Source organism: Streptomyces sp. NPDC001514 (assembly GCF_053597075.1).
In genome coordinates, this window is record NZ_JBSFHO010000020.1 from 117,389 (window position 1) to 141,766 (window position 24,378).

At 70.4% G+C, this 24,378-nt stretch carries 20 protein-coding genes and 2 pseudogenes; 11 read left to right on the plus strand and 11 right to left on the minus strand.

All coding sequences use genetic code 11. The annotated features are described in order from the left end of the window. Positions 1 to 91 precede the first annotated feature (91 nt). Positions 92 to 1,012 (plus strand): Gfo/Idh/MocA family protein, encoded by a 921-nt coding sequence (locus ACWCXB_RS21935; protein ID WP_450725130.1) that lies wholly within the window; start codon positions 92 to 94, stop codon positions 1,010 to 1,012. Positions 1,013 to 1,093: 81 nt separating this feature from the next. Here ACWCXB_RS21935 and ACWCXB_RS21940 read toward each other — a convergent pair whose 3' ends face one another. Both ACWCXB_RS21940 and ACWCXB_RS21945 read right to left on the minus strand, forming a co-directional pair. Next, positions 1,094 to 1,786 carry a hypothetical protein gene (locus ACWCXB_RS21940; protein WP_450725131.1) on the minus strand — a complete coding sequence of 231 codons (693 nt, stop codon included), beginning with the start codon at positions 1,784 to 1,786 and terminating at the stop codon, positions 1,094 to 1,096. Positions 1,787 to 1,963: 177 nt separating this feature from the next. Then, positions 1,964 to 2,323 carry an arsenate reductase family protein gene (locus ACWCXB_RS21945; RefSeq protein WP_450725132.1) on the minus strand — a complete coding sequence of 120 codons (360 nt, stop codon included), beginning with the start codon at positions 2,321 to 2,323 and terminating at the stop codon, positions 1,964 to 1,966. Between the two features lie 119 nt (positions 2,324 to 2,442). Here ACWCXB_RS21945 and ACWCXB_RS21950 point away from each other — a divergent pair, with 119 nt between their 5' ends. Further along, entirely contained in the window at positions 2,443 to 2,727 is a 285-nt protein-coding gene (locus tag ACWCXB_RS21950) for a hypothetical protein (RefSeq protein WP_450725133.1), read from the plus strand. A 60-nt stretch (positions 2,728 to 2,787) separates the two neighbouring features. Here ACWCXB_RS21950 and ACWCXB_RS21955 read toward each other — a convergent pair whose 3' ends face one another. Both ACWCXB_RS21955 and ACWCXB_RS21960 read right to left on the minus strand, forming a co-directional pair. Next, entirely contained in the window at positions 2,788 to 4,164 is a 1,377-nt protein-coding gene (locus tag ACWCXB_RS21955; protein ID WP_450725134.1) for a DUF1254 domain-containing protein, read from the minus strand. Positions 4,165 to 4,310: 146 nt separating this feature from the next. Continuing rightward, positions 4,311 to 6,104, minus strand: a complete 1,794-nt coding sequence (locus tag ACWCXB_RS21960; protein ID WP_450725135.1) for an ABC transporter ATP-binding protein — start codon at positions 6,102 to 6,104, stop codon at positions 4,311 to 4,313. Positions 6,105 to 6,553: 449 nt separating this feature from the next. Between ACWCXB_RS21960 and ACWCXB_RS21965 the strand changes: the two genes are divergently transcribed. From ACWCXB_RS21965 to ACWCXB_RS21990, 6 genes and pseudogenes are all read left to right on the plus strand, one after another. Then, a complete protein-coding gene (locus ACWCXB_RS21965; RefSeq protein ID WP_450725136.1) occupies positions 6,554 to 7,723 on the plus strand; it encodes a S1 family peptidase in 1,170 nt (389 codons plus the stop codon). A gap of 194 nt (positions 7,724 to 7,917) precedes the next feature. Next, positions 7,918 to 8,436: pseudogene (locus ACWCXB_RS21970) on the plus strand (ABC transporter permease); the annotation flags it as partial. A gap of 165 nt (positions 8,437 to 8,601) precedes the next feature. Continuing rightward, positions 8,602 to 10,047 carry a glyceraldehyde-3-phosphate dehydrogenase gene (locus ACWCXB_RS21975; protein WP_450725137.1) on the plus strand — a complete coding sequence of 482 codons (1,446 nt, stop codon included), beginning with the start codon at positions 8,602 to 8,604 and terminating at the stop codon, positions 10,045 to 10,047. A gap of 443 nt (positions 10,048 to 10,490) precedes the next feature. Beyond that, positions 10,491 to 11,360, plus strand: a complete 870-nt coding sequence (locus ACWCXB_RS21980; RefSeq protein ID WP_450725138.1) for a HalD/BesD family halogenase — start codon at positions 10,491 to 10,493, stop codon at positions 11,358 to 11,360. A 153-nt stretch (positions 11,361 to 11,513) separates the two neighbouring features. Beyond that, positions 11,514 to 12,359 (plus strand): class I SAM-dependent methyltransferase, encoded by an 846-nt coding sequence (locus ACWCXB_RS21985; RefSeq protein WP_450725139.1) that lies wholly within the window; start codon positions 11,514 to 11,516, stop codon positions 12,357 to 12,359. Beyond that, entirely contained in the window at positions 12,356 to 14,188 is a 1,833-nt protein-coding gene (locus ACWCXB_RS21990) for a choline/carnitine O-acyltransferase (RefSeq protein WP_450725140.1), read from the plus strand. The genes ACWCXB_RS21985 and ACWCXB_RS21990 overlap by 4 nt, the downstream gene beginning before the upstream one ends. A gap of 88 nt (positions 14,189 to 14,276) precedes the next feature. On the opposite strand, the gene ACWCXB_RS21995 is transcribed toward ACWCXB_RS21990, so the two are convergent. Continuing rightward, positions 14,277 to 14,711 carry a DUF6234 family protein gene (locus ACWCXB_RS21995; protein WP_450725141.1) on the minus strand — a complete coding sequence of 145 codons (435 nt, stop codon included), beginning with the start codon at positions 14,709 to 14,711 and terminating at the stop codon, positions 14,277 to 14,279. Between the two features lie 244 nt (positions 14,712 to 14,955). Here ACWCXB_RS21995 and ACWCXB_RS22000 point away from each other — a divergent pair, with 244 nt between their 5' ends. Beyond that, positions 14,956 to 15,459, plus strand: coding sequence for an NUDIX domain-containing protein (locus ACWCXB_RS22000; RefSeq protein WP_450725142.1), 504 nt, complete (start codon positions 14,956 to 14,958; stop codon positions 15,457 to 15,459). A gap of 293 nt (positions 15,460 to 15,752) precedes the next feature. On the opposite strand, the gene glnA is transcribed toward ACWCXB_RS22000, so the two are convergent. Then, positions 15,753 to 17,162 (minus strand): type I glutamate--ammonia ligase, encoded by a 1,410-nt coding sequence (gene glnA, locus ACWCXB_RS22005; RefSeq protein WP_450725143.1) that lies wholly within the window; start codon positions 17,160 to 17,162, stop codon positions 15,753 to 15,755. A 220-nt stretch (positions 17,163 to 17,382) separates the two neighbouring features. Here glnA and ACWCXB_RS22010 point away from each other — a divergent pair, with 220 nt between their 5' ends. Beyond that, positions 17,383 to 17,850 (plus strand): RDD family protein, encoded by a 468-nt coding sequence (locus tag ACWCXB_RS22010; RefSeq protein WP_450725144.1) that lies wholly within the window; start codon positions 17,383 to 17,385, stop codon positions 17,848 to 17,850. Positions 17,851 to 18,019: 169 nt separating this feature from the next. Here ACWCXB_RS22010 and ACWCXB_RS22015 read toward each other — a convergent pair whose 3' ends face one another. The 4 genes from ACWCXB_RS22015 to lipB all read right to left on the minus strand — a co-directional run bounded on the left by ACWCXB_RS22015 (position 18,020) and on the right by lipB (position 21,086). After that, entirely contained in the window at positions 18,020 to 18,724 is a 705-nt protein-coding gene (locus ACWCXB_RS22015) for a DUF4191 domain-containing protein (protein WP_450725145.1), read from the minus strand. A gap of 19 nt (positions 18,725 to 18,743) precedes the next feature. Further along, positions 18,744 to 18,947: an SCO2195 family GlnR-regulated protein gene (locus ACWCXB_RS22020; RefSeq protein ID WP_450725146.1), complete on the minus strand. Its 204-nt coding sequence runs from the start codon at positions 18,945 to 18,947 to the stop codon at positions 18,744 to 18,746. 231 nt (positions 18,948 to 19,178) lie between these two features. After that, positions 19,179 to 20,144 carry a lipoyl synthase gene (gene lipA / locus ACWCXB_RS22025; RefSeq protein ID WP_450725147.1) on the minus strand — a complete coding sequence of 322 codons (966 nt, stop codon included), beginning with the start codon at positions 20,142 to 20,144 and terminating at the stop codon, positions 19,179 to 19,181. Positions 20,145 to 20,246: 102 nt separating this feature from the next. Beyond that, a complete protein-coding gene (gene lipB / locus ACWCXB_RS22030) occupies positions 20,247 to 21,086 on the minus strand; it encodes a lipoyl(octanoyl) transferase LipB (protein ID WP_450725148.1) in 840 nt (279 codons plus the stop codon). 207 nt (positions 21,087 to 21,293) lie between these two features. Here lipB and ACWCXB_RS22035 point away from each other — a divergent pair, with 207 nt between their 5' ends. Next, complete coding sequence (locus ACWCXB_RS22035; protein WP_450725149.1) at positions 21,294 to 22,745, plus strand: regulator; 1,452 nt, start codon at positions 21,294 to 21,296, stop codon at positions 22,743 to 22,745. Between the two features lie 7 nt (positions 22,746 to 22,752). Here ACWCXB_RS22035 and ACWCXB_RS22040 read toward each other — a convergent pair. Next, positions 22,753 to 24,087 (minus strand): annotated as a pseudogene (locus tag ACWCXB_RS22040) (NAD(P)/FAD-dependent oxidoreductase); the annotation flags it as partial. Positions 24,088 to 24,378: the final 291 nt, after the last annotated feature.

Sequence of the window (24,378 nt, forward strand, 5' to 3'; positions counted from 1 at the left end):
ACGGTTTTCCAGGACTGCCGACGACCAGGGCTGTTCGGAAGTCGGGCGGACACCGCTGCCACGACGGTGGGCCGGGGTGCAGACTGGCCGCATGACGAAGCTGCGCATCGGACTTCTCGGCACCGGCCCTTGGGCGGAGCACACCCAGGCTCCGGCGCTCGCCGCGCATCCGCAGACCGAGTTCAGCGGGGTGTGGGGGCGGCGCCCCGAGGCCGCCGCCGCGCTGGCCACCGCCCATGGCGTCAAGGCGTACGACGACGTGGACGCCCTCATCGAGGCGAGTGACGCCGTCGCGTTCGCCCTGCCGCCGGACGTCCAGGCGCCACTGGCGGCCCGTGCGGCGGCGGCCGGGCGGCACCTGCTGCTGGACAAGCCCGTCGCGACCACGGTGGCAGGGGCGCGCGAGGTCGTGGCGGCGACGGAGGCGACGGGCGTCGCGTCCATCGTCTTCTGCACGCTGCGTTTCGCGACGGACACGGCGCCGTGGATCGCCGAACAGGCCGCGGCGGGAGGCTGGTTCACGGCGCGCGCGCAGTGGCTCGGCTCGCTCTTCGTGAACGGCTCGACGAGCCCGTACGCGGCCTCGCCGTGGCGGCGCGAGAAGGGCGGGCTGTGGGACGTGGGCCCGCACGTGCTCTCCGTCCTGCTGCCCGTGCTCGGAGACGTCACCGGACTGACGGCGCTGCGCGGCCCGGCGGACACCGTGCACCTCGCCCTGCGACACGCGTCCGGTGCGTCGAGCACGGCGACGCTGGGCCTGAGCGCGCCGCAGGAGCTGTCCGGGGCGGCGATCGAGCTGCTGGGCGGGCGGGGGAGGGCGACCCTGCCGAGGTGGGGCGATGCGATCGGCTCGTTCCGGTCCGCGGTGGACGCGCTGACCGAGTCGGTACGGGGCGGGGACGCGCATGCGTGCGACGTACGGCTCGGGCTGCGGATCACGGAGATCCTGGCGGAGGCGGAGTCCGTCATGGACCCCGTCGTGGAATCCGCAACGGAGGGGCGGCCCGCCTAGCCGCCCCTCCGTCCCCCCGATCTCGCTCGGTCAGCCGACCCGACCGGTCAGCCGACCGGACAGGTCAGCCGACCGGACAGGTCAGCCGACCCGCTCGATCCTGGCCTTGCGGATCAGGAACTTGCCGGGCTCCCGGACCTGCTCGAACGCCGCGTTGTTCAGCAGGGCGCAGCTGCCGGAGACCGAAGTGACCTCGACCGTGGTCGACTTGTTGTTGTCGAGGTTGGTCACCTTCAGCTTGGTCCCGACCGGGAACTGGTTGCTGGAGGCGGCCGGGGCGCCGCCCTCGCCGGACAGCGTCACGGTCGACCCGGCGCAGACGACCTCACCGGCGGCACCGCCTCCTTCTCCGGCTCCGGCGCCCTGGCCGGCGTCACCGGCGGGCGGCTGCTCCTCGGCGCCCTCGTCGGCCGGCGGCTGCTCCATGCCGGGCGGCTGCTCCTCGGCCGGCGGCTGCGCCGGCGGAGCGGCCTGGCCGCCTCCGGCCTCCCCACTGCCTTCGCCGACCTCACAGCCCGCCGCCCCCTGCTGGACCTTGATCTGCGCGATCACGGCCTCGCGGTTGGCGATACGTGCTGCCGACTGGGCGTCGGGATTGGCCCGTTGACCGGCGATGAAGTTCTCGTTGTTGCGAATCGCCTGGGCGAGTCCGTCGCAGGCCACAGATGCCTGACTTGTCCCGGTCATGACAATCGCAGTGCCGCCGACGAGCGCTGCTGCGCCGACGAGCAGGGCGATCTTCTTCTTACCGCTGAGGGTCTTCTTGCGCGACACGTAAGAGCTCCTGTCCCCGGCCGTGAACGGCGGCCGGATCGGTGTCCGTGTGCCGTTACGTACGAGTAGGCCCAGCGCTCTGCTCAACCGTCACAGGGGTGACTTCCTTAACTGAGGCTTAAGTTTTCGCAGGTGAGCGCGGAGCTGGGCCTTTAAGGGCCGCGGTGGGCGATCGGGTCAGCGGCCCAGTGCGTCCCGTACCGCCTCCTCCGTGCGGGCCACCACCGCCGTGCCGTCGTCCGCCGTGATGATCGGACGCTGGATCAGCTTCGGGTGCTCCGCGAGCGCCGCGATCCAGCGGTCGCGCGAGGCCTCCTCGCGCGGCCAGTCCTTCACGCCCAGCTCCTTGGCGGCGGCCTCCTGGGTCCGGGTGATGTCCCAGGGCTCGAGGCCGAGCCGCGCGAGGACTTCGCGGATCTCGTCCTCGGAGGGCACGTCCTCCAGATAGCGGCGCACGGTGTACGAGGCGCCCTCCTCGTCGAGCAGGTGCAGTGCGCTGCGGCACTTCGAGCATGCGGGATTGATCCAGATCTCCATCCCGCCACGGTACTCCCACCAGCCCCTCGAACACCCTCTGGCCAGCGGCGATTGTCAGTGGACGACGGTAAAATCGAACTAGTTCGTGAGGGTCCAACCACCGCGCCAGGAGGTCGCCGATGGCCGTTGCCGCAGTCACGACGAAGCGGAAGCCCACGACAGTGAAGAGCGCGAAACTGATCAAGCAGCCACTGCCCGCGGGCCTGCCCCGTGAGTGGTACGAAACCCACAACCGCCGGCTCAAGGCCATGCGTCTCGCCATCGCCCTGCTCGACACGGGCGTCTACCACCCGGGGAACGCCAGCAACCGCCGGATACGCACGACCGCCGAGCGCATCGGCATCCACCCGCCGTCCGACACGACGTGCCGCATGGTGCGGTCGCTGATCCACTACGACGACTGACTGGAGAGCGGGCTGACCGGCCCGGGGGCACCTGCCCCCGGGCCGGTCACCGACGGCCGGTCACCCGCGCTGCGGCTCGATCGGCGGCAGCCGGTAACTCCCGTCCAGTACCGGCGCCTTCGGCGTGTAGAGGCGGGCCATGGGCCGGAAGTCGCCGGGCGGGGCGGGCAGCCAGTTGGCGGCCTCGGCCGGATCGTCCGGCCGGTCCTGCTGGAGGTAAAGGGTGAGTGAGCCGTCGTCGGCGTACACGAGCCCGGGCGTGCGGTCGCCGATCGCGTACCGCTCGATGGGATTGGCGACGAGATAGTGGTCCGGAGCGTCGTACATCGTCACCGACCAGAACGAATCGACCGGCGGCGGCTGTTCGAAGCGCAGCGTGTACGCCGTCGAGCCGTTCAGCCGCTCGCCCTCGGAGTCGGTGAAGACCTGTGCGCTAACGGACTCGTAGCCGTGGCACCCCCAGAGTGTGGTGCGCGCCGCCACGGCCCGTAGGAGGTACGACTCCTCGCGGTCGGCGGCCTTCCACTGCGGGGAGTCGTGTGTGCCGATCCCGAAGTGATCGAGGTTGTAGTCGTAGGCGTGCGGGTCGAGTTGCCACTCCCCGGGCGCTGCGCCCTGGGGCCGCGCCTCCCCGGGTGCCGCGTCCGTCGACGGCCGTGCCGCCCGCCCGACCAGGTCCCGGCCCTCGACGAAGCCGTCCTTGAGCGCCTTCACCAGCCCGGGATCCGGGGACACGTACGGCGAAGGCCCCTCCTCCAGCAGCCCGAGCGGCTGGAACCGCTCCTGGTACGCGGCGTCCGCGGCCGCCGGCGGGAAGTCCCCCAGCCACACCCGCAGCTTCTCGAAGAACCCGAGCGCCTCCGGAACGCCGGGCTCCGGCGTCGGCAGCCCCGTCGGATGTACGGCTCCGTCGAGCGGCTCGACCGCGAGTGCGTCCTGCAACGCCCTCACCCGCGGCAGATCGTCGGGCCCGTCGCAGGCCCACCGTCCCACGGCCGTGACGACAGCGGTCGGCGCGTCGACGACCCCGCGCACCCCCTCGGGCTCCTCGCCGGCCCACCCGGGCGGTGCGACCAGCCAGCGCCCCTCCGCGGTGCCGGTCGCACGCGTGCCCACGTACGCGAAGTTGTTGGTCCACGCGTCCACGAACTGCAGCACGTGGTATGTCCCACCGCTGTCCGGCACATGCAGCACCAGCGGTCCGCCGGAGAGATCGAGCTGCGCGACCGAGTACACGGTGTCGTTGTTGACCGACACGAACGAGTCATGGTGGTCCGCGAGCTTCCGGGCATGCGCGAACGTGTTGAACGGGGTGGGCGGCAGAGGCCCGATGCCCTTGCGGACGAAGGCCCCGGCCACCGTGAGCTCGTACACCAGTGGAAACCCGTACACATACGCCTCGGCGGCGAGCGCACTCGTCACCGTCACATCGGCCATCGAACAGCCCCTCCGGACAGGGGCTCATGCCCCGAATGAGCGATTGATCCGCATTCGGAGTCTAGATCGCGCAGGCCCTTCGGGCGGTGAGGAGCCCCGCCGCCATGTGGCTGGTGACGGGGCTCGGCCGGATGATCAGGCCGTGCTCAGCCGCTTTCGGTGCGCGGCGCCGGGATCCCCCGGTCGTTCTGGAGCTCCCACAGCTCCCGGAACAGGCCGGGGGATGCCACGAGTTCGTCGAAGCTGCCCTGCTGGATGACGCGGCCGTGGTCGAGGACGACGATGCGGTCCGCGACGGCGACGTTCGCGAGGCGATGCGTCACGAGGACGACGGCACGGTCCCGGGCGATGGCGCGGAGCCCGGTGAAGATGCGGTGCTCCGCACGGGGGTCCAGGGCGCTGGTCGGTTCGTCCATGACGAGCAGTCCGGCGGGGCGGTGGAAGGCGCGGGCGATGGCAATGCGCTGCCACTGGCCGCCCGAGAGCTCGACGCCGCCGAACCACTCCCTGGCCAGCAGCGTGTCGAGACCGCTGCGCAGCCCGTCCACGACCTCGTCCGCGCCGGAGCGCGCAGCGGCGCGGGCCACGGAGTCCTCGCCGCCGTGGGGCTGGCCCAGGGTGATGTTCTCGCGTGCGGACATGGGCCAGCGGGCGAAGTCCTGCGGGACGACGGCCGTGTGGGACCACAGGGCGTACGCGTCGAGGTCACGGGTGTCCTGGCCGTCCCAGGTCACCCGGCCTTCGGCGGGCAGATAGAGACCGGAGAGGAGCTTGCTGAGCGTGGTCTTGCCCGAGCCGTTCTCGCCGACCAGGGCGAGGACTTCGCCCCGCCGCACCTCGAGGCTGACCTTCTCCAGGGCGGGCGTGTCGGATGCCGGGTAGGTGAAGGTGAGCGCCTCGGTCCTGACCACCGCCGGGGCCGACGGGGCGAGCGCCCCGCGCCTGATGCGGTGGCCTCCGGCCTCCTGGGTGAACTCGACCCAGTCGTCGAAGTACAGACCCGTACGGAACAGTCGCGTGCCGTAGCCGACGATTCCCTGGAGCGACGTACCGACGGTACGGAGCGCGAAGACGGCGGTGCCTGCCGAGGCGACCGACATCCGGTCGGTCGCGAGCAGCAGTCCCAGGGAGACCCAGAGCAGCCCCGAGGCGACGCCGCCCGCGAGCGCGCCGATGACCGCGTACCGCGCGCCCCGGTGCACGGCCTTGTCGGTGGCGGCATCGACCCGCGCCCCGATGGAGCGGTAGCGGCCCAGCAGGAAGTCGGCCATCGTGCCGGAGCGGAGCTGGTCGGCGGTGAGCTTGTCGGCGATGTACCAGCGCAGATGCGCGAGCGTGCGGCGCTCGGCCGCCATGGCGCGGCTGGTCTCGTAGTGCACACGGGCGCCCTTCATGCTGGCGATCCCCTGCGGAAGCACCGCGAGCGTGAGCAGCGGCAGCAGCGCCGGGTGCAGCACGGTGATGACCCCGGCGGCCGCGACGACGGACGCGACGCAGGCCATGACCTGCTGCGACTCGGCGATCAGATCCTGTGCGACCTCGGCGCCGCGGTCGGCGTTCTCCCACTTGTCGTTGAAACCGGGGTGGTCGTAGGCGACGAGCTCCGTGTGCACGGCGGCGTCGAGCATCTCCAGCTCGGCCTCGCGCGAGATCCGGGGAGAGAGCCGGCTGGAGATGCTGGTGACGGCGATCGCGAGGAGCGCGCGGAGCCCGGCCGCCGCCGCGAGGAGCGAGATCGCGGGAAGCGCGCCGAGCAGCCGGTCCTGGATGTCGCCGGAGGAGATGAGGGCGGTGATGGTCCGAGTGGTGGCGATCAGCCCGAAGGCTTCCAGCGCCGCGGACAGCGCCTGACAGGCCAGCAGCACGGCGACGGCCTTGCGGTCGATGCGCCAGGCGAGCGCGAGTGCCCGGCGCACCAGCTGGGGCAGTCGGCGCGCCATGGCCCAGGTGGTGACGGGACGCCGCTCGAGGGTGGCCGTACGGGAAGAGCGGTAACGGAACTCTTCGGTGTGGTGGGGTCGGCCGGTGGAGTCGGCCGGCTTGCCTGCCGGTCGGCCGGTCGACCCGTCGGTCGTCCGGCCGGTCGTTTCTCGGGTTGCTTCGTCGGTCGTTTCGTCGGTCGTTTCGTCGGACCGTTTTCCTGTGTCCTCGGCGGTCAACTCGGGCCCTTCCTGCCGCTGTTCAGGCCGGTCAGCGTGCAGGATCGGACAGGTGTACGCGCCGTGAACCGAGCTACTCCACCCGATCGTGTCGAGCGCCGGTGAACGGCGCCCAGGGAGGCGGGTTCTGGCTCTGGGCAGCGGACGGCGCAGCCCCTACGCTGCTGAGAGCGCTCTCAGTACCTGATGTTCCACCCCCACATCACGGAACAACAGAAGGGATCACCGACGTGAGACGCAGACCGACCGCCTCACGCACAGCCGCCTCCGCCCTCTCCGCCCTCTGCGCACTGCTCCTGCTCGGCGCCGGGGGCGGCGCCGTGTTCGCCCCCTCCGCCGCTGCGGCACCGGCCGCCGCCTCCGAAGCCCCGGCATCGCCCGGACTGATCACCGCCATGCAGAAGGACCTGGGCCTGACCGAGCAGCAGGCGCGCGAGCGCCTCGCGCAGGAGAAGGCGGCCTTCGCCGTCCAGGTCAAGGCGGAACGCGCGGCCGGCGACGCCTTCGCCGGCACCTGGTTCGACGCGACGACCGGCAGGCTGACCGTCGCCGTGACCAGCCGTCAGAAGTCGGACGCCGTACGGGCGACCGGCGCCGCCATCCGCATCGTCACGCACACCGCCGCACAGCTCGACGCGGCCAAGCGGCGGTTCGACCGCCAACCCGCGCCCGCCGGAGTGAGCAGCTGGCACGTCGACCCGAAGGCCAACCGGATCGTCGTCCGCGTCGTCGCCGACCGTAGCGGGGACGCCGAGGTCAAGGCATTCCTCGACCGGGCCCGGCGCACGGGGCCCGTACAGGTCGAGACCGTGCGCGAGGCGCCGGCCACCTTCGCCGCGGGAGTCGTCGGTGGCGACCCGTACTACACCGGCAACGTCCGCTGCTCCATCGGCTTCTCGGTGTACGGCGGCTTCGTCACGGCCGGGCACTGCGGCGGGCCCGGCAGCTTCGTCCGCGGCTGGGACGGCTCCGACATGGGCTGGTTCCAGGGCTCGTCCTTCCCTGGCAACGACTATGCCTGGGTGAGCACCGGCTACGGCTGGTGGACCGTTCCGGTGGTGCTGGGCTGGGGCCAGACCCCGGACCGGCTGGTGCGCGGCTCCTGGGAGGCCCCGGTCGGTACGTCGATCTGCCGCTCGGGCTCCACCACCCACTGGCACTGCGGCACGGTGCTGGGCCGGAACGAGACCGTCAACTATCAGCAGGGCTCCGTGTACGAGATGGTCAGGACGGACGTCTGTGCCGAAGGCGGCGACTCGGGCGGCTCGTTCATCAGCGGCGACCAGGCCCAGGGCGTCACGTCCGGGGGCTGGGGCAACTGCAGCTCGGGCGGCAACACCTGGTTCCAGCCCGTCAACGAAATCCTCAACCGCTACGGACTGACGCTGCACACGGCCTGATCCGGCCGACCCGTCATGACGAGAGCCGCGCCCGCGTACGTCGCGGGGCGCGGCCTTCGCTCTTCAGCGGGTCCCTGCCAGCGGGGCCCTCTTCAGCGGGGCCCTCTTCAGCAGGTCGCTTTCAGCGTGTCGCTTCTCGGCAGGTCACGACGTCGTGCAGGTCAGCGTGCCCTCCTCTGCGCCCTTGATCAGGGGCGGTCGTCGCCCTCGGTGTGACCTTCGTCATCATCACCGGCGGCATCGACCTGTCCGTCGGCTCCGTCTTCGTGCTCGGCGGGGTCCTCGCCCCGTGGGGCTCCCGGTACGGCACCGCCGTGGCGCTGCTGCTGCCGCTCGTGGCCCGCGGGGCCATCGGCCTCGTCAACGGCCTGCTCATCGCCAGGGCCCGCCTCGCCCCGTTCATCGTCACCCTCGCCACGATGCTCGCCGCCCGCGGCATCATGCTGAACATCACCGATGAGGGCGCCCGCACCTACCTCGTCGACAAGAACGCCTTCCTCACCCAGCTCGGCCAGGGCAAACTCCTCGGCACCGGGGCGCCTGTCCGGATCACCGCCGCCCTCTTCGCCGCGGGCGCCCTCGCTCTGCGCCGCAGCCGCTTCGGCCGGCACGTCCACGCCGTCGGCGGCAACGAACACGCCGCCGCCCTGACGGGCGCCCCCGTCGCCCGCACCAAGACCACCGTCTACGTCCTGTCGGGCCTGCCGGCCGGCACGGGCGTTCTGTCGGTCGTCGACGGTCCGCGGCGGGAGCGGCCCATTCCCCGTCCAGGTGTGGCCAGGGGCCGATCTTGGCATCCCGCTCAGGCGGCACCGCTTGAACGATCAAAGCGGCGGGAGGTTAGCATGTGAGCGCCGCCTAGCTCGAAAGATAAACCTGTGACTGTCAACGACGACTCGTTCACCAACTGGAAGAACCGCGAGGAGATCGCGGAGTCGATGATCCCGATCATCGGGAAGCTGCACAGGGAGCGGGACGTCACGGTCCTGCTTCACAGCCGCTCCTTGGTGAACAAGTCGGTGGTCAGCATCCTCAAGACCCACCGATTCGCCCGGCAGATCGCCGGTGAGGAGCTCTCGGTCACCGAGACGCTGCCGTTCCTGCAGGCTCTCACCACGCTCGACCTCGGCCCCTCCCAGATCGACATCGGCATGCTCGCCGCGACGTACAGGACCGACGACCGCGGTCTCTCGGTGGAGGAGTTCACCGCCCGGGCCGTCGCCGGCGCCACGGGCGAGAACAAGATCGAGCGCCGCGAGGGACGCGACGTCGTCCTCTACGGCTTCGGCCGCATCGGCCGCCTCGTCGCCCGCCTGCTCATCGAGAAGGCCGGCTCGGGCAACGGCCTGCGCCTGCGCGCCATCGTCGTCCGCCAGGGCGGAGACCAGGACATCGTCAAGCGCGCCTCGCTGCTGCGCCGCGACTCCATCCACGGCCAGTTCCAGGGCACGATCACGGTCGACGAGGCGAGCAGCACGATCGTCGCCAACGGCAACGAGATCAAGGTGATCTACGCCAACGACCCGTCGGAGGTCGACTACACGGCGTACGGCATCAAGGACGCCATCCTCATCGACAACACTGGCAAGTGGCGCGACCGCGAGGGTCTGTCGCAGCACCTGCGCCCCGGCATCGACAAGGTCGTCCTGACCGCGCCCGGCAAGGGTGACGTCCCCAACATCGTGCACGGTGTCAACCACGACATGATCAAGCCGGACGAGCAGATCCTGTCCTGCGCGTCCTGCACCACCAACGCGATCGTCCCGCCGCTGAAGGCAATGGCGGACGAGTACGGCGTCCTGCGCGGCCACGTGGAGACCGTCCACTCGTTCACCAACGACCAGAACCTGCTGGACAACTACCACAAGGCCGACCGTCGCGGCCGTTCGGCGCCGCTGAACATGGTCATCACCGAGACCGGTGCCGCCTCCGCCGTCGCCAAGGCGCTGCCCGACCTCAAGGCGCCGATCACCGGCAGCTCGATCCGCGTCCCGGTGCCGGACGTCTCGATCGCGATCCTCAGCCTGCGGCTCGGGCGCGAGACCACCCGCGAGGACGTCCTCGACTACCTCCGCGACGTGTCGCTGACCTCCCCGCTCAAGCGGCAGATCGACTTCACCACCGCCCCCGATGCGGTCTCCAGCGACTTCATCGGCTCGCGCCACGCCTCGATCGTCGACGCCGGCGCCACGAAGGTCGATGGCGACAACGCGATCCTCTACCTCTGGTACGACAACGAGTTCGGCTACTCCTGCCAGGTCATCCGCGTCGTCCAGCACGTCTCCGGGGTGGAGTACCCGACCTACCCGGCCCTGATGGTCTGATCTCGACGGACTGTCCGATCCGTTGTCCCGGCAGGCGGGACGGCAGTGGGGCGGCAACCGATCCCGATCGGCATCGGTTGCTCTCCCACCGTGGACGTGCTCGGGGTCGGCGCCCACTCGGCGGAACGAGGAAGTCGGCTCGGCAACGGTGAAGGCCGCCACCCTACGCAAGGGTGGCGGCCTTCAGCGCAATATCGGAGTCTGTGCCAGAGGATCGGCCGACCAGTGCACAGGTCGCCCGACTCCCGGCCGACATCGATCGGCTCCTTGGACTCCGCGTACCAGCAGGTGGTCAGCGGGGCCTTCCTGGTGCCCGCAGTGTGACGTGTCACAGACAACTCGGCGATGTTGTGGCAGCTTCAACTGTGTTGTTCCTCAGTGGAGTTGCCGAAGAGCCGAGAGTGAGGGCTCGGGACGGTCTGCCCGCACGTCGAGAGGATCGAATGAGCACTCTGGAAGCCATGACGCTCGACCAGGTGGTCGACACGGTTCGGTATCCCCTGTCGGAACTCGAGAGTGCCGGGGGACAGGCGGTGGTTTCCCGTGCCCGGCGCGAACTGCTGACCGTCGGCTGCACCGTACTGCCGGACTTCATCCGTCCGTCGCTCCGCGACGTCCTGCGGCAGGAGTGCTCGGCCATCGCCCCTCGGGCCCACTTCGACGTCGAGACCGTCAACGTCTACAACATCGCCGTCGACTCGGCGCTGCCGGCGGACCACCCCGGCCGCAGGACGTTCCAGCGGGGCAATGCGTTCGTCGCGCGGGACCGCGTTCCCGCAGGCTCCCTCATCAGCCGGCTCTACACCCACGAGGTGTTCCAGCGCTTCATCGCCCGCTGCTTCGGGCTGCCGCAGCTGCACGAACTGGAGGACCCGCTCTCCGGGCTGGTACTCAACGTCGTCGCGCCGGGCATGGAGCATCCCTGGCACTTCGACACCAACGAGTTCACCGTGAGCATGCTGACCCAGCAGGCGCAGGCCGGCGGCGACTTCGAGTACTGCCCGAACATCAGGACCGCGCACGACGAGAGATTCGACGACGTCCGGGACGTACTGGACGGCCGGGGCGAGCGGTTGATCCGGCGCCTACCCCTGCAACCCGGTGACCTGCAGCTGTTCAAAGGCCGCTACTCGCTGCACCGGGTGAGTCCGGTGCGGGGCGAGGTCGCGCGCCACTCCGCGATCTTCGCCTACAGCGAGCGCCCCGGCGTCATCGGGAACGTGGCACGGACCCGGCAGCTCTTCGGCCGGGTACTGCCCGAGCACCTGGCGGCCGAGGGCCGGGCCGTCCGGGGCGACCGACTGCTGGACTAGGCCGAGTTCGAGAACTGGCGCCGTCCGCCCGTAGGGCGTCGCGGGCCAGGCGGGAGTTCCAAGACACGGCCCAGCGGCAGCGAGGATCTGCGGCTTGCCGTAGGCGTCCCCCCAGGCATTTCCCGCTCTGCGATCCACGGAGGAGTAAGCCCTGTGCGTTTCGACGCGACCGGAAAAGTCTCGCTCGACCACATCTACACCCAGCCCGACCCGCGCAGCTATTTCAGGGCGCTGCGCCCACTCGGCTACTGCGTTCCGCAACACGCCAAGCCGTACTTCGCCAAGTTCATCAAGGAGTACCAGGAGTCCCGGCCCGTCGCGGTGCCGAAGGTACTGGACGTCGGCTGTTCGTACGGAATCAACGCCGCCCTGCTGAAGTACGACGCGACCATGGACGAGCTGTACGAGCGCTACGGTGACGAGGACCGCGAGGAGGAGAGCCGCGAAGCCCTGCTGTCCCGGGACCGGGAGCTGTCCCGTTCGCGCCGGCCCGCGCAGGACATACGCTTCGTCGGCCTGGACACCTCCGGCAGCGCGCTGTCCTACGCACTCGAGGCCGGGTTCCTCGACGACGCCGTGCACGCCGACCTGGAGAACAACGAGCCCACACCCCGTCAGCTCGACCAGCTCTCCGGGACGGACCTGGTGATCTCGACGGGCTGCCTCGGTTACGTCACTGAGCGGACGCTCATACGCATCGTGCGGGCCCAAGGCGACCGCCGGCCCTGGATGGCGCATTTCGTGCTGCGGATGTTCCCGTTCGACTCCGTCGAGCGCGCACTGGCCGGGCTGGGATACCGGACCGTCCGCGTCGACGATGTGTTCAAACAGCGGCAGTTCGCCTCCCCGGAGGAGCAGGCCCTCGTGGTGGAGAGCATGTCGTCCGCCGGGGTGGATGCGCGGGGCCTGGAGGCGGAAGGCTGGCTCTACGCACAGCTCTATCTTTCCCGGCCGTACGGCACCTCAGGTTCCAACGATCCGAATCGAGAGAAGAAGTGAACAACAGTCAGGGTGTAGCAGGCGGCACGACGACCTTCGCCCATGAGGACAGTCTGCCGCGCGTGCCGCTGCCCACGCTGGAGGCGAGCTGCGAGAGGTTCCTCGCCTGGTGCGCGCCGCTGCTCAACCCCGACGAACGGGCGGCGACCGAGACGGAGGTGGCCGCCTTCCTCCGGCCCGAGGGCCCCGGCCGGGTGCTGCACGCCGCGCTGGAGGAGTACGACGCAACGGTGGGCGTGCACAGCTGGCTCGACACCTTCTGGCCGTACCGCTACCTGGGCCGCCGGGACCGGATCGCGCTCAACGCCAACTTCTTCTTCCTGTTCCAGGATTCCGGCCAGGCGCAGGTCGAGCGGGCGGCCGGGCTCATCGCAGGGGCCCTCAACTACAAGCGGCAGCTCGATCAGGAACTCATTCCGCCGGTGGTGCAGCGCGGAGTGCCCCAGTCGATGGTGCAGAACAAGTTCCTCTTCTCCACCACCCGGATCCCCGGCGTGCAACAGGACACCGTCCGCGCCCCCTACAGCGAGGAATGGCCGGGCCCGTCCAAGGCCCGGCACATCGTGGTGTTCTTCCGCGGCAGCATCTTCCGGCTGGACGTGCTGGGCGCGGACGGCGTTCCGCACAGCCTGGACGACCTCGAGGCGGGGCTGCGCGCCGTGATGAAGGCCGGAGCCGAGCCGGGCGCCGCGGACACCTCGGTGGGCCCCCTCACCACCCTGGCCCGCGCGGACTGGGCGGCCGCCCGTGAGTCCCTGCTCGCCTGCCACCCCCGCAACGCGGACGCACTGGAGGACATCGAGGCCGCGCTGTTCTGCATCTGTCTGGAGGACTTCGCTCCCTCGGACACCCAGGAGGCCTGCGACGAGCTGCTCTACGGTGACCGCGGCAACCGCTGGTTCGACAAGGCCGTGTCCCTGATCGTGTTCGCCGACGGCCGGGCGGGCATCAATGTGGAGCACTGCGAGCTGGACGGGACGACCATCCTCAGCTTTGTCGACGCCCTGCTCGGCACCCCGGCCGAGGATCACTCCCGGCAGTCCGGAGCGAGCTCCCAGGGCCTGCCGGCGCTGGAGCCGGTCGTGTTCGAGCTGGACGACGCGCTACGGGCCCAGGTGCGCGCCGCCGCCGACGCGTTCGCCGCGTACGGGGAGGCCACGGCGACCACGACCGTGTCCTTCACGGACTTCGGGAGCAGTACGGCCAAGGCCCTGGGGGTGTCGCCGGACGCGTTCGTCCAGGTCGCCTACCAGCTCGCCCACCAGCGCGCCAAGGGACTGCTGGGCGCCACGTACGAGTCGATCGCCACCCGGCAGTACCGGAACGGCCGGACCGAGGCGATGCGCGTCGTCACTCCCGAGATGCTGGCCTTCGTGACGGCGATGGAGGACCCGGCGGCAGACGCGGACACCCGCCGCGCCGCGTTCCGGGCCGCCGCCGAGGCCCACGTCTCCCGCGCGAAGGCATCCCAGGCAGGCCAGGTCCCCGAGCAGCACCTGTGGGAACTGGAACTGATCCAGCGCCGCCGCGGCGCGGAACTCGGCGTGCCCGAGCAGCCCACGCTCTACCGGACGCCGGGCTGGCTCACGATGCGGGACGACTATCTGAGCACCAGCTCCGCGCCGTCCCGAAACATCCAGTACTTCGGCTTCGGATCGACCAGCAGCCGCTGCATCGGCGTGGCCTATGTGCTGCTGCCCGAGCGCTTCAACCTCTATCTGAGCACGCCACTGGCGGTGGCGGACCAGATGCGGACCTTTGCCGACCGGCTCCGGGAGGCGGTGGGGGAGCTGCGGGAGCTGCTGGGGTCCGAGCGGTCAGAGGACTGAAGAGGCTGGGGCGGTGACGCGGAAGCCGCTTCGGCGTGGGGGCGCAGCGTGTCATCCGGCAGGTGTGCGTGCGGCCGGGGCCGTGGCGTCACCCGCCGGTGTTCGGGCACTCGCTGTTGTCCCCGCCGCTGCGGCACCCGACCATCCCGGTGAACCGCGGAGCAGGGTCCTTCCATGCGTCCTCGTGCCGCTGCAACGCTCCCACACCGATGATTCCGGCGAGCAGCAGGACCGCCATGACCACCTGACTCCACACGATCACCCACGCCTTGCGCCGCGCCCCCACGAGCGCGGCGCCCGCGGCGAAGAGGAACACCACCCCGACGGCGCCCAGGTACCCGTCCAGCCTCACCTCCGGGGCAGGACTTCCGGTGTCGAGATGGAACGATGCCGCGAACAGAGCCGCGAGTACGCCCAGCACGGCCAGTACCTCCAAGAGGACCAGACCGAACGCTGCGAACCCGGAACCGCCGCCTGTGCTGTCCGTGGTGCCGTCGGTGGGCTGCGGAGTAGTCGTTGTCATAGCCGCCACTGTTCCCGCACGGCGTGCCACGCGCATGAGCACGCGTACTCATGGGCTTGCGTAATAGCACCGACACCGTCCTACCTCGAATACCGGCCGCCGGCCGCGCCTTCCGGTGATCCTCAACCGTTACGGGCTGACGCTGCACACTGCCTGATCCGGCCGACCCGTCATGACGACACCGCGCCCGCGAGGCTCTCGCCCAACCTGCTCAACAACCAACCCGCCCGACGAAGGGAACACCGTGGCCCAGCAGACCGACGACCGCTCCCCAGCCTTCGAGCCGGCGCTCGAATCAATGACCCTGCTGGTCGCGGCCGTCATCGTCCACGACAGGACCACCAACCGAATCGTCCTCCTCCAGCGCAGCGAGAACGCCAAGTTCGCCCAGGGCATGTGGGACCTCCCCGTCGGCAAGAGCGAGCCGGGCGAACCGATCACCGAGACCGCGGTCCGCGAGCTCTACGAGGAGACCGGCCTCACCGTGAAGGCGGAGTCCCTGACGGTCGCCCACATCATCCACGGCTCCTGGGGCGTCGAAGCTCCCAACGGCTTTCTCACCGTCGTCTTCGCCGCCCGCGAATGGACCGGCCAACCCGAAAACCGCGAACCCCGCAAGCACTCCCAGGTCCGCTGGGTCGACGCCGACGCCATCCCGGAAGCCTTCGTTGCCGGCACCGCCGACGCCCTCCATCAGTATCTGAACAACGGCGCGGAAGTCTCTCTGACCGTTTGGCGAGACCTATGAGCATCACATTGCCCCACCTCATACCAAAGAACCCGCGCCTCCCGCGAGTGAGGCCGCGCATGGCCTGCTGCGGCAAGTGGTGCCGAAGGCACTGGGTGGCGCAGGACCTCCGCGTCCACAGCTCGACCACTCATGCCGCCGATGGTGCCAGAGCCCTGTCGTCCCCCCGCTGCGGTTGCTCGCCGGTACGAAGAAGGCCGCCGGCCGTGCCTTCCCGTGAGGGAAGAGCAAGACCAGCGGCCCACAGACAGACGGCCCAGGCGAGCGGAAACCCGCTCTGACCTGCGACGTTCTTAGATGTCGTAGTACAGCTCGAACTCGTGCGGGTGCGGACGCAGCTGGATCGGCGCGATCTCGTTCGTCCGCTTGTAGTCGATCCACGTCTCGATCAGGTCGGCCGTGAAGACGCCGCCCGCCTGCAGGTACTCGTTGTCCGTCTCAAGGGCGTCGAGGACCGCCGGGAGGGAGGTCGGGACCTGCGGGACGCCCGCGTGCTCCTCGGGGGCGAGCTCGTAGAGGTCCTTGTCGATCGGCTCGGCCGGCTCGATCTTGTTCTTGACGCCGTCGAGGCCGGCGAGGAGCAGCGCCGAGAAGGCCAGGTACGGGTTCGACGAGGGGTCCGGGGCGCGGAACTCGACGCGCTTGGCCTTCGGGTTGGAGCCCGTGATCGGGATACGCATCGCGGCCGAGCGGTTGCGCTGCGAGTACACCAGGTTGACCGGAGCCTCGAAGCCCGGGACCAGGCGGTGGTACGAGTTCACCGTCGGGTTGGTGAAGGCCAGCAGCGACGGGGCGTGCTTCAGGATGCCGCCGATGTAGTAGCGGGCGGTGTCCGAGAGGCCCGCGTAGCCCTGCTCGTCGTAGAAGAGCGGCGCGCCGCCCTGCCACAGGGACTGGTGGACGTGCATGCCGGAGCCGTTGTCACCGAAGATCGGCTTGGGCATGAAGGTCGCGGTCTTGCCGTTGCGCCAGGCGACGTTCTTCACGATGTACTTGAAGAGCATCAGGTCGTCGGCCGCGGCGAGCAGCGTGTTGAACTTGTAGTTGATCTCGGCCTGGCCGGCGGTGCCGACCTCGTGGTGCTGGCGCTCAACCTGGATGCCGACGTTCTCCAGCTCCAGGGAGATCTCGGCGCGCAGGTCGGCGAAGTGGTCGACCGGCGGGGCCGGGAAGTAGCCGCCCTTGTAGCGGACCTTGTAACCACGGTTGTCCTCGATCGCGCCCGTGTTCCAGGCGCCGGCCTCGGAGTCGATGTGGTAGAAGCCCTCGTTCGACTTCGTCTCGAACCGGACGCTGTCGAAGACGTAGAACTCGGCCTCGGGACCGAAGTACGCGGTGTCCGCGATGCCGGTGGAGGCGAGGTAGGCCTCGGCCTTCTTGGCGATGTTCCGCGGGTCACGGCTGTACTGCTCGCCGGTGATCGGGTCGTGGATGAAGAAGTTGATGTTCAGGGTCTTGTCACGGCGGAACGGGTCCAGACGCGCCGTGGACAGGTCCGCGCGCAGCGCCATGTCGGACTCGTGGATCGCCTGGAAGCCGCGGATCGACGAGCCGTCGAAGGCCAGCTCTTCGGACGGGTCGAACGCCGTGGCCGGAATCGTGAAGTGCTGCATCACGCCGGGAAGATCGCAGAACCGGACGTCGACCATCTTGACGTCATTGTCCGCGATGTACTTCTTGGCGTCGTCGGCGTTCTGGAACATCCAACTCCTCCTACTCCCACCCGGGGAGGGGCGGGGTTGTCGCTCGGTCGTGCAGCCAGTGCGGTGGCACACGCTGAACACGACCCTAGGCAGATGGGATTTCTCCAGCATGACTCATTTGTTTCGCAGAAGTTAACCGGACCGGTGATGCGGCATGTCCCGCTGCCACCGGTCGGACCCGGGCAGGGATGATCAAAAGCGCGCACAGTACCGTGGACGGGTGGACAACAGGCAGGCAATCGGTTCGTGGCTTTCCGGCCCCCGCGCGGCGGCCGAGGACATGGGAGCCGACTTCGGCTACCGCGGTGAGCGGCTCGGACTCCCGCAGGAGGGACCCGGCGCCATCGCCCCGCTCGGGCGGCGCTTCGGGGCCCTCTTCATCGACTGGGCGCTGTGCATGCTGATCGCATACGGGCTGCTCTCGAAGGGCAACCAGCAGGCGGCCGGCAACTGGGCGCTGCTGGTCTTCCTCGTACTGAGCGTGCTCACCGTCGGCACCATCGGCAGCACACCCGGCAAGCGGCTCCTCGGCATCCGTGTCATCGCCGAGAACGGCGGGCGGCTGGGTGCCGTCCGCGTGGTCGTACGGAGCGTGCTGCTCTGCCTCGCGATCCCGGCGCTCATCTGGGACCGCGACGGCCGCGGGCTGCACGACCGGCTGTCACGCGCCGTCCAGGTGCGGATCTAGGCACCTCCGGGTCCGGTCGGGCCCGGGTCCGGACCCCGGGTCCGGGCCGAGTTCCGCGCGTCACCGGAGTTAGTACGTACGAGTACGAGTCACCGGAGTTCGTACGAGTACGAAGAGGGCGCCCCGCATCCGCCGGGGCGCCCTCTTCGTACTTGTGTCGTCGGAAACGTCAGCGCATCTTCCCGCCGCGCGGCATCCGCATGCCCTTCGGCATCGGTCCCTTCGGCAGCGGCATGTTGCTCATCAGGTCGCCCATGGCGCGCAGCCGGTCGTTCGTCTGCGTCACCTGCGGGCCGCTGAGCACCCGCGGCAGCTTGACCATCGTGGTCCGCAGCTTCTTCAGCGGCACCTGGCCCTCGCCGTTGCCCACGACGATGTCGTGCACCGGAACGTCCACGACGATGCGGGCCATCTTCTTCTTCTCGGCCGCCAGCAGGGACTTCAGCCGGTTCGGGTTGCCCTCGGCCACCAGCACGACGCCGGCCTTGCCGACGGCGCGGTGGACGACGTCCTGGCTGCGGTTCATCGCGATCGCGGGGGTCGTGGTCCAGCCACGGCCGATGTTCTGCAGCACCGCGGCCGCCGCGCCCGGCTGTCCCTCCATCTGCCCGAAGGCAGCCCGCTCGGCGCGGCGTCCGAAGACGATCGCCATCGCGAGGAAGGCCAGCAGGAAGCCCAGAATGCCGAGATAGAGCGGGGACCCGATCAGAAATCCGATCGCGAGGAAGACACCGAAGGTGACGATTCCCACACCCGCGACGACAAGACCGACCTTCGAGTCGGCCCGCCGGGTCATCTTGTACGTCAGAGCGATCTGCTTGAGTCGCCCGGGATTCGCATCGGCAGCCGCAGCTGCCTGTTCCTTCCTCGCCATGTCTTGAAGTTTACGTGGCTCAGGAGGAGCGGGTCAGCGTGGCCTCCAGCACGTGCTCCGCCTCGACCCGGTCCTTGGCGCGGCGCCGGTCCTCGAGTACTGCGGTCCAGGCGTTGCGGCGGGCGGTGCGCTGGCCACCGCGCAGGAGCACGGACTCGACGGCGCGAAGGGCCTGGGTGAAAGTCGGGAGCGCGTTGGCGCGTACGGAGGTCGCGGCCTGCATGGCGGAGGTCTCCCTCGGGGGCGTGGTGAGGAACGGGAGTATGCGTGCGGTGCGTAAAGACAGAGTCACTGATTGGTGTTACCAGGGCGTGACCGGCTGGTCAAACACCGATGAAACGTTTACGCGTCGGGCCGGAACGTTGACGCGGCCCGTACGCGCCCCCGACCTGCGGGGAGCGTACGGGCCGCGTCGAATCGGCCATTACTGGCCAGTAGTTTCTTGTGCGGGAATTCACACGGCTTGCGTAGCCGCCACCTCGCCACGCTTCTCGATCGCCTGCTGGAAGAGCCGTCCGGCCCGGTACGAGGAACGCACCAGCGGGCCCGACATCACACCGGAGAAGCCGATCTCCTCGGCCTCCTCCTTGAGCTCCACGAACTCCTCCGGCTTGACCCAGCGCTCCACGGGGTGGTGCCGGACCGACGGCCGCAGGTACTGCGTGATCGTGATCAGCTCGCAGCCCGCGTCGTGCAGGTGCTGCAGCGCCTCGCTGACCTCCTCGCGGGTCTCGCCCATGCCGAGGATCAGGTTCGACTTGGTGACGAGACCGGCCGCGCGGGCCTCCGTGATCACCTTCAGCGAGCGCTCGTAACGGAAGCCGGGGCGGATGCGCTTGAAGATCCGCGGCACGGTCTCGACGTTGTGCGCGAGCACCTCCGGGCTGGAGGAGAAGACCTCGGCCAGCTGGTCCGGCTCCGCGTTGAAGTCCGGGATCAGCAGCTCGACCTTGGTGCGGCCGGCCTCGCGATCCGCGGTCTGCGCGTGGATCTGGCGCACGGTCTCCGCGTACAGCCAGGCGCCGCCGTCCTCCAGGTCGTCGCGGGCGACGCCGGTGATGGTGGCGTAGTTCAGGTCCATCGTGACGACCGACTCGCCGACGCGGCGCGGCTCGTCACGGTCGAGCGCCTGCGGCTTGCCCGTGTCGATCTGGCAGAAGTCGCAACGCCGGGTGCACTGGTCGCCGCCGATGAGGAAGGTCGCCTCGCGGTCCTCCCAGCACTCGAAGATGTTGGGACAGCCGGCCTCCTGGCAGACCGTGTGCAGACCCTCGCTCTTGACGAGCTTCTGCAGCTGGTTGTACTCGGGGCCCATTTTCGCCCGGGTCTTGATCCACTCGGGCTTGCGCTCGATGGGGGTCTGGCTGTTCCGGACCTCCAGACGCAGCATCTTGCGTCCGTCGGGTGCGACAGCGGACACGACCGGCTCCCTACACTTCGATTCCTCGGCGACCACCAGGGTACGCCCGTTGATTGTGATGCCCTTACGCCTGGCCAACCTCTGGCCAGAGGCGGGCATTCCTCAGGCGGTCGGCGCCGGGGCCGGCTCGGGCTCGCGCTCGGCCGTCCGGGGGTCGCGTTCGACCGGCCGCGGCTTCAGGTCCGCGTTCTCCAGCACCTCACGCAGGTGCTTCTCGGCGACCGGCAGGACCTCGGCGATCGTCACGTCCCGGCCCAGCTCGTTCGCGAGCGAGGCCACGCCCGCGTCCCGGATGCCGCACGGCACGATCCGGTCGAACCAGGTGTTGTCCGGGTTCACGTTCAGCGCGAAGCCGTGCATCGTCACGCCCTTGGCGACGCGGATGCCGATGGCGGCGAGCTTACGGTCCTCGCGCCGCTGGCCTGCGTTGGACGGAGCGTACTCGGGACCGCTGAGGCGCGGATCGAACTCCTCGTCGTGCAGTCGCGGGTCGAAGTCGAGCGCGAGCCCGCCGAACGCCGGGCGCTCCTGGACCGGGTCGCCCAGGATCCACACGCCGCTGCGGCCCTCCACCCGGCTGGTCTCCACGCCGAACTCCGCACACGTACGGATCAGCGCCTCCTCCAGTCGCCGCACATGGGCGACGACATCCACCGGGCGGGGCAGCTGCATGATCGGATAGCCGACGAGCTGGCCGGGGCCGTGCCAGGTGATCTTGCCGCCGCGGTCGACGTCGATGACCGGGGTGCCGTCCAGGGGGCGCTCGCTGTCCTCGGTACGCCGGCCGGCCGTGTAGACGGGCGGGTGCTCCAGCAGCAGACACGTGTCGGAGATCTCGCCGGCGAACCGGGCCGCGTGTACGCGGCGCTGCTCGTCCCAGGCCGTCTGGTACTCGACGGCGTCGTCGCCGAAGCCCAGATGGACAAATCGCAGCTCGCTCACCGTTGTGCCTCCCTAAAGCTTTCACGGTGCACTTATCGCGCCCGGCCACTCTACGACTCGCGTCGCACCCGTCAGCGCCGCCCTCAATCCTCACACGATCGGATGAATGCGGGGCGAAGGTGGCGGTGGAGTCGGTTAGGGCCGCTAAATTCGCGCCGTTCCATGAGGGCTGCACCCCGGCCCGGAAGGCAGGAGACCGCACAGCTGATGACGGAACGACCCCCGCAGCGCATTCCCAACCGCCAGCTCGCCGCGCTCATCGCAGAGGCCGGATTCTCCAACGCAGGGCTTGCCCGCCGGGTGGACCAGCTCGGCCTCGAGCACGGCCTCGACCTCCGGTACGACAAGACCTCGGTGACCCGGTGGCTGCGCGGGCAGCAGCCGCGCGGTACGACGCCCGCCCTGATCGCCGAGGTCTTCACCCGGCGGCTCGGGCGGCGGCTGTCCGCACAGGATCTGGGGCTCGACGCCTGTGCGCCGGTCTACGCGGGGCTGGAGTTCGCGGCCACGCCCGAGGAGGCCGTGGACATCGTCAGCGGGCTGTGGCGCAAGGACTCGGGCAGCCACACCGAGCTGCGGAAGATCGCGTTCACCCCGGCGGGTCTGGTCGTGCCGAGCCGCGACTGGCTGATCGGGCGGGCCGACGAGCGGGTCGGCCGCGCGGACCCGGCCGCCGCGCAGCAGGGGGCGGCGCGGGTGCCCGCCCAGGGCAGGCCCTCCGTGCCGCGGCAGCGCGGGACGGACCGCGGGCCCGGCCAGAAGGTCACCGCCGGGGACATCTCGGCCCTGCGCTCGGTGGCCGAGCTCTTCCACACGCTCGACCAGGCGTACGGAGGCGGGCACGCGCGCCAGGCCCTCGTCCGCTACCTGGAGCACGAGGCCGAGCCGATGTTGCGCGGCACGTACGGGGAGACCACCGGGCGGCGGCTCTTCGCGGCCGCGGCAGATCTGACCCGGCTCGCGGGCTGGACGTCGTACGACATCGCCGCGCACGGCCTCGCCCAGCGGTACTTCGTGCAGGCGCTGCGCCTCACCCAGGCGGCCGGCGACCGGGCCTACGGGTCGTACGTCCTGGTCACGATGGCCCGGCAGGCGGTCTATCTGGGCCACGGCCGCGAGGCCGTCCAGCTGACCCGTGTCGCCCAGCAGGGCGTCGGGTCCTCGGCCCCGCCCGTCGTCCAGGCCCTCCTCCACGCGGTGGAGGCCCGCGGCCACGGGGTGCTCGGGGAGGTCCGCGCCTGCACGGCCTCGCTCGTACGGGCCGAGCGGGCGCTGGAGGCGGCGCGGCCGGGGGACGAGGTCCCGCACTGGGCGCGCTTCTTCGACGAGGCGCAGCTGGCGGACGAATTCGGGCACTGCCACCGTGATCTGCAGCAGTACCGGGCGGCAGTCCAGCATGCAGAGCGGTCGTTGCAGCTGAGGGCGCCCGGCTTCGTGCGCAGCCGGTTGTTCTGCCGGGTGGTGCTGGCGTCCGCGCGCCTCGGGCTCGGCGAGCTCGACCAGGCATGCGCGCTCGGCGCCGAGGCCGCGCAGCAGGCCTCCGAGATGCGCTCGGCCCGCGCGATCGAGTACGTACGCGACTTCGAACGCCGCCTGGAGCCGTACCGCGACGCGGCCGCGGTACGGGGGTACCGCGACCGGGTCGCGGCGATCGGCTGACCCGGGCTCAGGCGGCGGCGCTCGAGGTGAGCGACGCCGTGGCGTACCCCGGCCGCACACCGAAGTCGCGCAGGATCGCCTGCGCGGCCCTGCGGCCCGAGAACAGCGCACCCTGCACCGTGCTCGTGTCCCGGTGGTCGCCGCAGACGTAGAGCCCGTCGATCAGCCGCACCGCGCGGCGCGGGTCGTGCGGCGGGGGCATCGCGGGCACGGCCTCCGGGTCGTGGTGGACGGCGAGCAGCTCCCAGTCGCCGGTGGGCGTGCCGTACAGCCCGGCGAGCTGGGCGCGGACGAGGCGGTCGAGGTCGGCGGGCGGCCGGCCGAGGACGGTGGAGGTGATCAGAGCACGGCCGTTCGGGGCGCGGGAGGGGTCGACCTCGCTCATCACCGTGGTGTGCGAGACAGGGCCGGTGCGGTCCGCGTCGAGCAGCAGGGCGGGCTCGCGCAATGGCGGGGTGGGGGCGGTGTGGTGAAGGACCGTCACGGGATGGAAGACGGGTACGCGCAGGCCGGGCAGGAGGGTGGCGGCGGTGCGCGCGCCGGTCGCGAGGAGCAGGGAACGGCAGCTGACGCGGCCGTGTTCCTCGGTGGTGACGCTGCTGATCGACGCCTCGGTGACGCGCACACCGGTGTGGACCGTGCCGGGCGGGAGGGCGTTCGCGAGCAGCTCGGGAAGCGCGGCCGCGCCGCCCGCCGGGACACACAGCCGACCGCGGGCGAAGCCGCGCAGCACGAGGTCACCGATACGGCTGGAGGTGGTGAGCTCCGGGTCGCCGAGCAGGGCGGAGAGGAGGGGGCGGAGGAAGCCGTTGACGGTACGGGCGGGGAAGCCGCGGGCGTACAGGGCCTCCAGGGCGGGGAGTTCGGGGCGCGCGAGGAGGCGGCGCGGCGGGGTGGCGGCGATGCGGCCGAGGGCGGTGGCCAGGCGCGCCTGGTCGAAGGCCTCACTGAGCGGCGTGCGAGGGGCGCTTGCGAGGGCGCGCGCCGCGGTGAGTGCTCCCCCTACGCTCCGGGGAGTGTGGGGGGAGCTCCGGCGCACGCCTGCCCTGTGGTGCCGGCCCTCGCTGTGCACGAGCACGCCGGGTGAGAACGAGCGGAGCCCGAGCTCGGCGAGGCCGGGGGTGCGGCGGAGCTCCGGGTACGAGGTGTTGAGCAACTGCCCGATCCGGTCGAGCCGGAACCCGTCGACCCGTTCCGTGGCCATCCGGCCTCCGACGGTGGGCGCGGCCTCCAGCACGGTGACCGTGACCCCCGCGCTGGTCAGCTGATGAGCCGCCGACAGGCCGGCGACACCGGCCCCGACGATGACGACGTCCGCGTGGCGTGCGCTGCTGAGCACGTGCCCCTCCCCGAGGTCGGCGCGGCTGGTGTGGGGGCCTCATTCCCCCAACCGGCCTGCGCAATGCGGAAGTTCGGGTGGAGAGTAGAAACCCTGTGGTGCGGTGCCCACCAGCCGCGCACATCGGTCGCCCGGCAGCACGGGGTCGTACGTGTGTGCGCCTCCCCGCGCGGCGGGGCGGGGCTCCGGGGGCGGCCCGGCGCGTCGGGGCCAGTGTCCCGGGGCCTCCCGGGTGACAGCCGCTCTGCGGCGGGGCGTGGGGGCGCCTGCGGCGGGCCTTTGCCCCACCCCGCC

Bases quoted from the DNA above. Each gene is read 5' to 3' on its own strand.
- ACWCXB_RS21935 (WP_450725130.1), top strand. From the start codon at position 92: ATGACGAAGCTGCGCATCGGACTTCTCGGCACCGGCCCTTGGGCGGAG.
- ACWCXB_RS21945 (WP_450725132.1), bottom strand. From the start codon at position 2,323: ATGGAGATCTGGATCAATCCCGCATGCTCGAAGTGCCGCAGCGCACTG.
- ACWCXB_RS21950 (WP_450725133.1), top strand. From the start codon at position 2,443: ATGGCCGTTGCCGCAGTCACGACGAAGCGGAAGCCCACGACAGTGAAG.
- ACWCXB_RS21955 (WP_450725134.1), bottom strand. From the start codon at position 4,164: ATGGCCGATGTGACGGTGACGAGTGCGCTCGCCGCCGAGGCGTATGTG.
- ACWCXB_RS21960 (WP_450725135.1), bottom strand. From the start codon at position 6,104: ATGGCGCGCCGACTGCCCCAGCTGGTGCGCCGGGCACTCGCGCTCGCC.
- ACWCXB_RS21980 (WP_450725138.1), top strand. From the start codon at position 10,491: ATGAGCACTCTGGAAGCCATGACGCTCGACCAGGTGGTCGACACGGTT.
- ACWCXB_RS21995 (WP_450725141.1), bottom strand. From the start codon at position 14,711: ATGACAACGACTACTCCGCAGCCCACCGACGGCACCACGGACAGCACA.
- glnA (WP_450725143.1), bottom strand. From the start codon at position 17,162: ATGTTCCAGAACGCCGACGACGCCAAGAAGTACATCGCGGACAATGAC.
- ACWCXB_RS22015 (WP_450725145.1), bottom strand. From the start codon at position 18,724: ATGGCGAGGAAGGAACAGGCAGCTGCGGCTGCCGATGCGAATCCCGGG.
- ACWCXB_RS22020 (WP_450725146.1), bottom strand. From the start codon at position 18,947: ATGCAGGCCGCGACCTCCGTACGCGCCAACGCGCTCCCGACTTTCACC.
- ACWCXB_RS22035 (WP_450725149.1), top strand. From the start codon at position 21,294: ATGACGGAACGACCCCCGCAGCGCATTCCCAACCGCCAGCTCGCCGCG.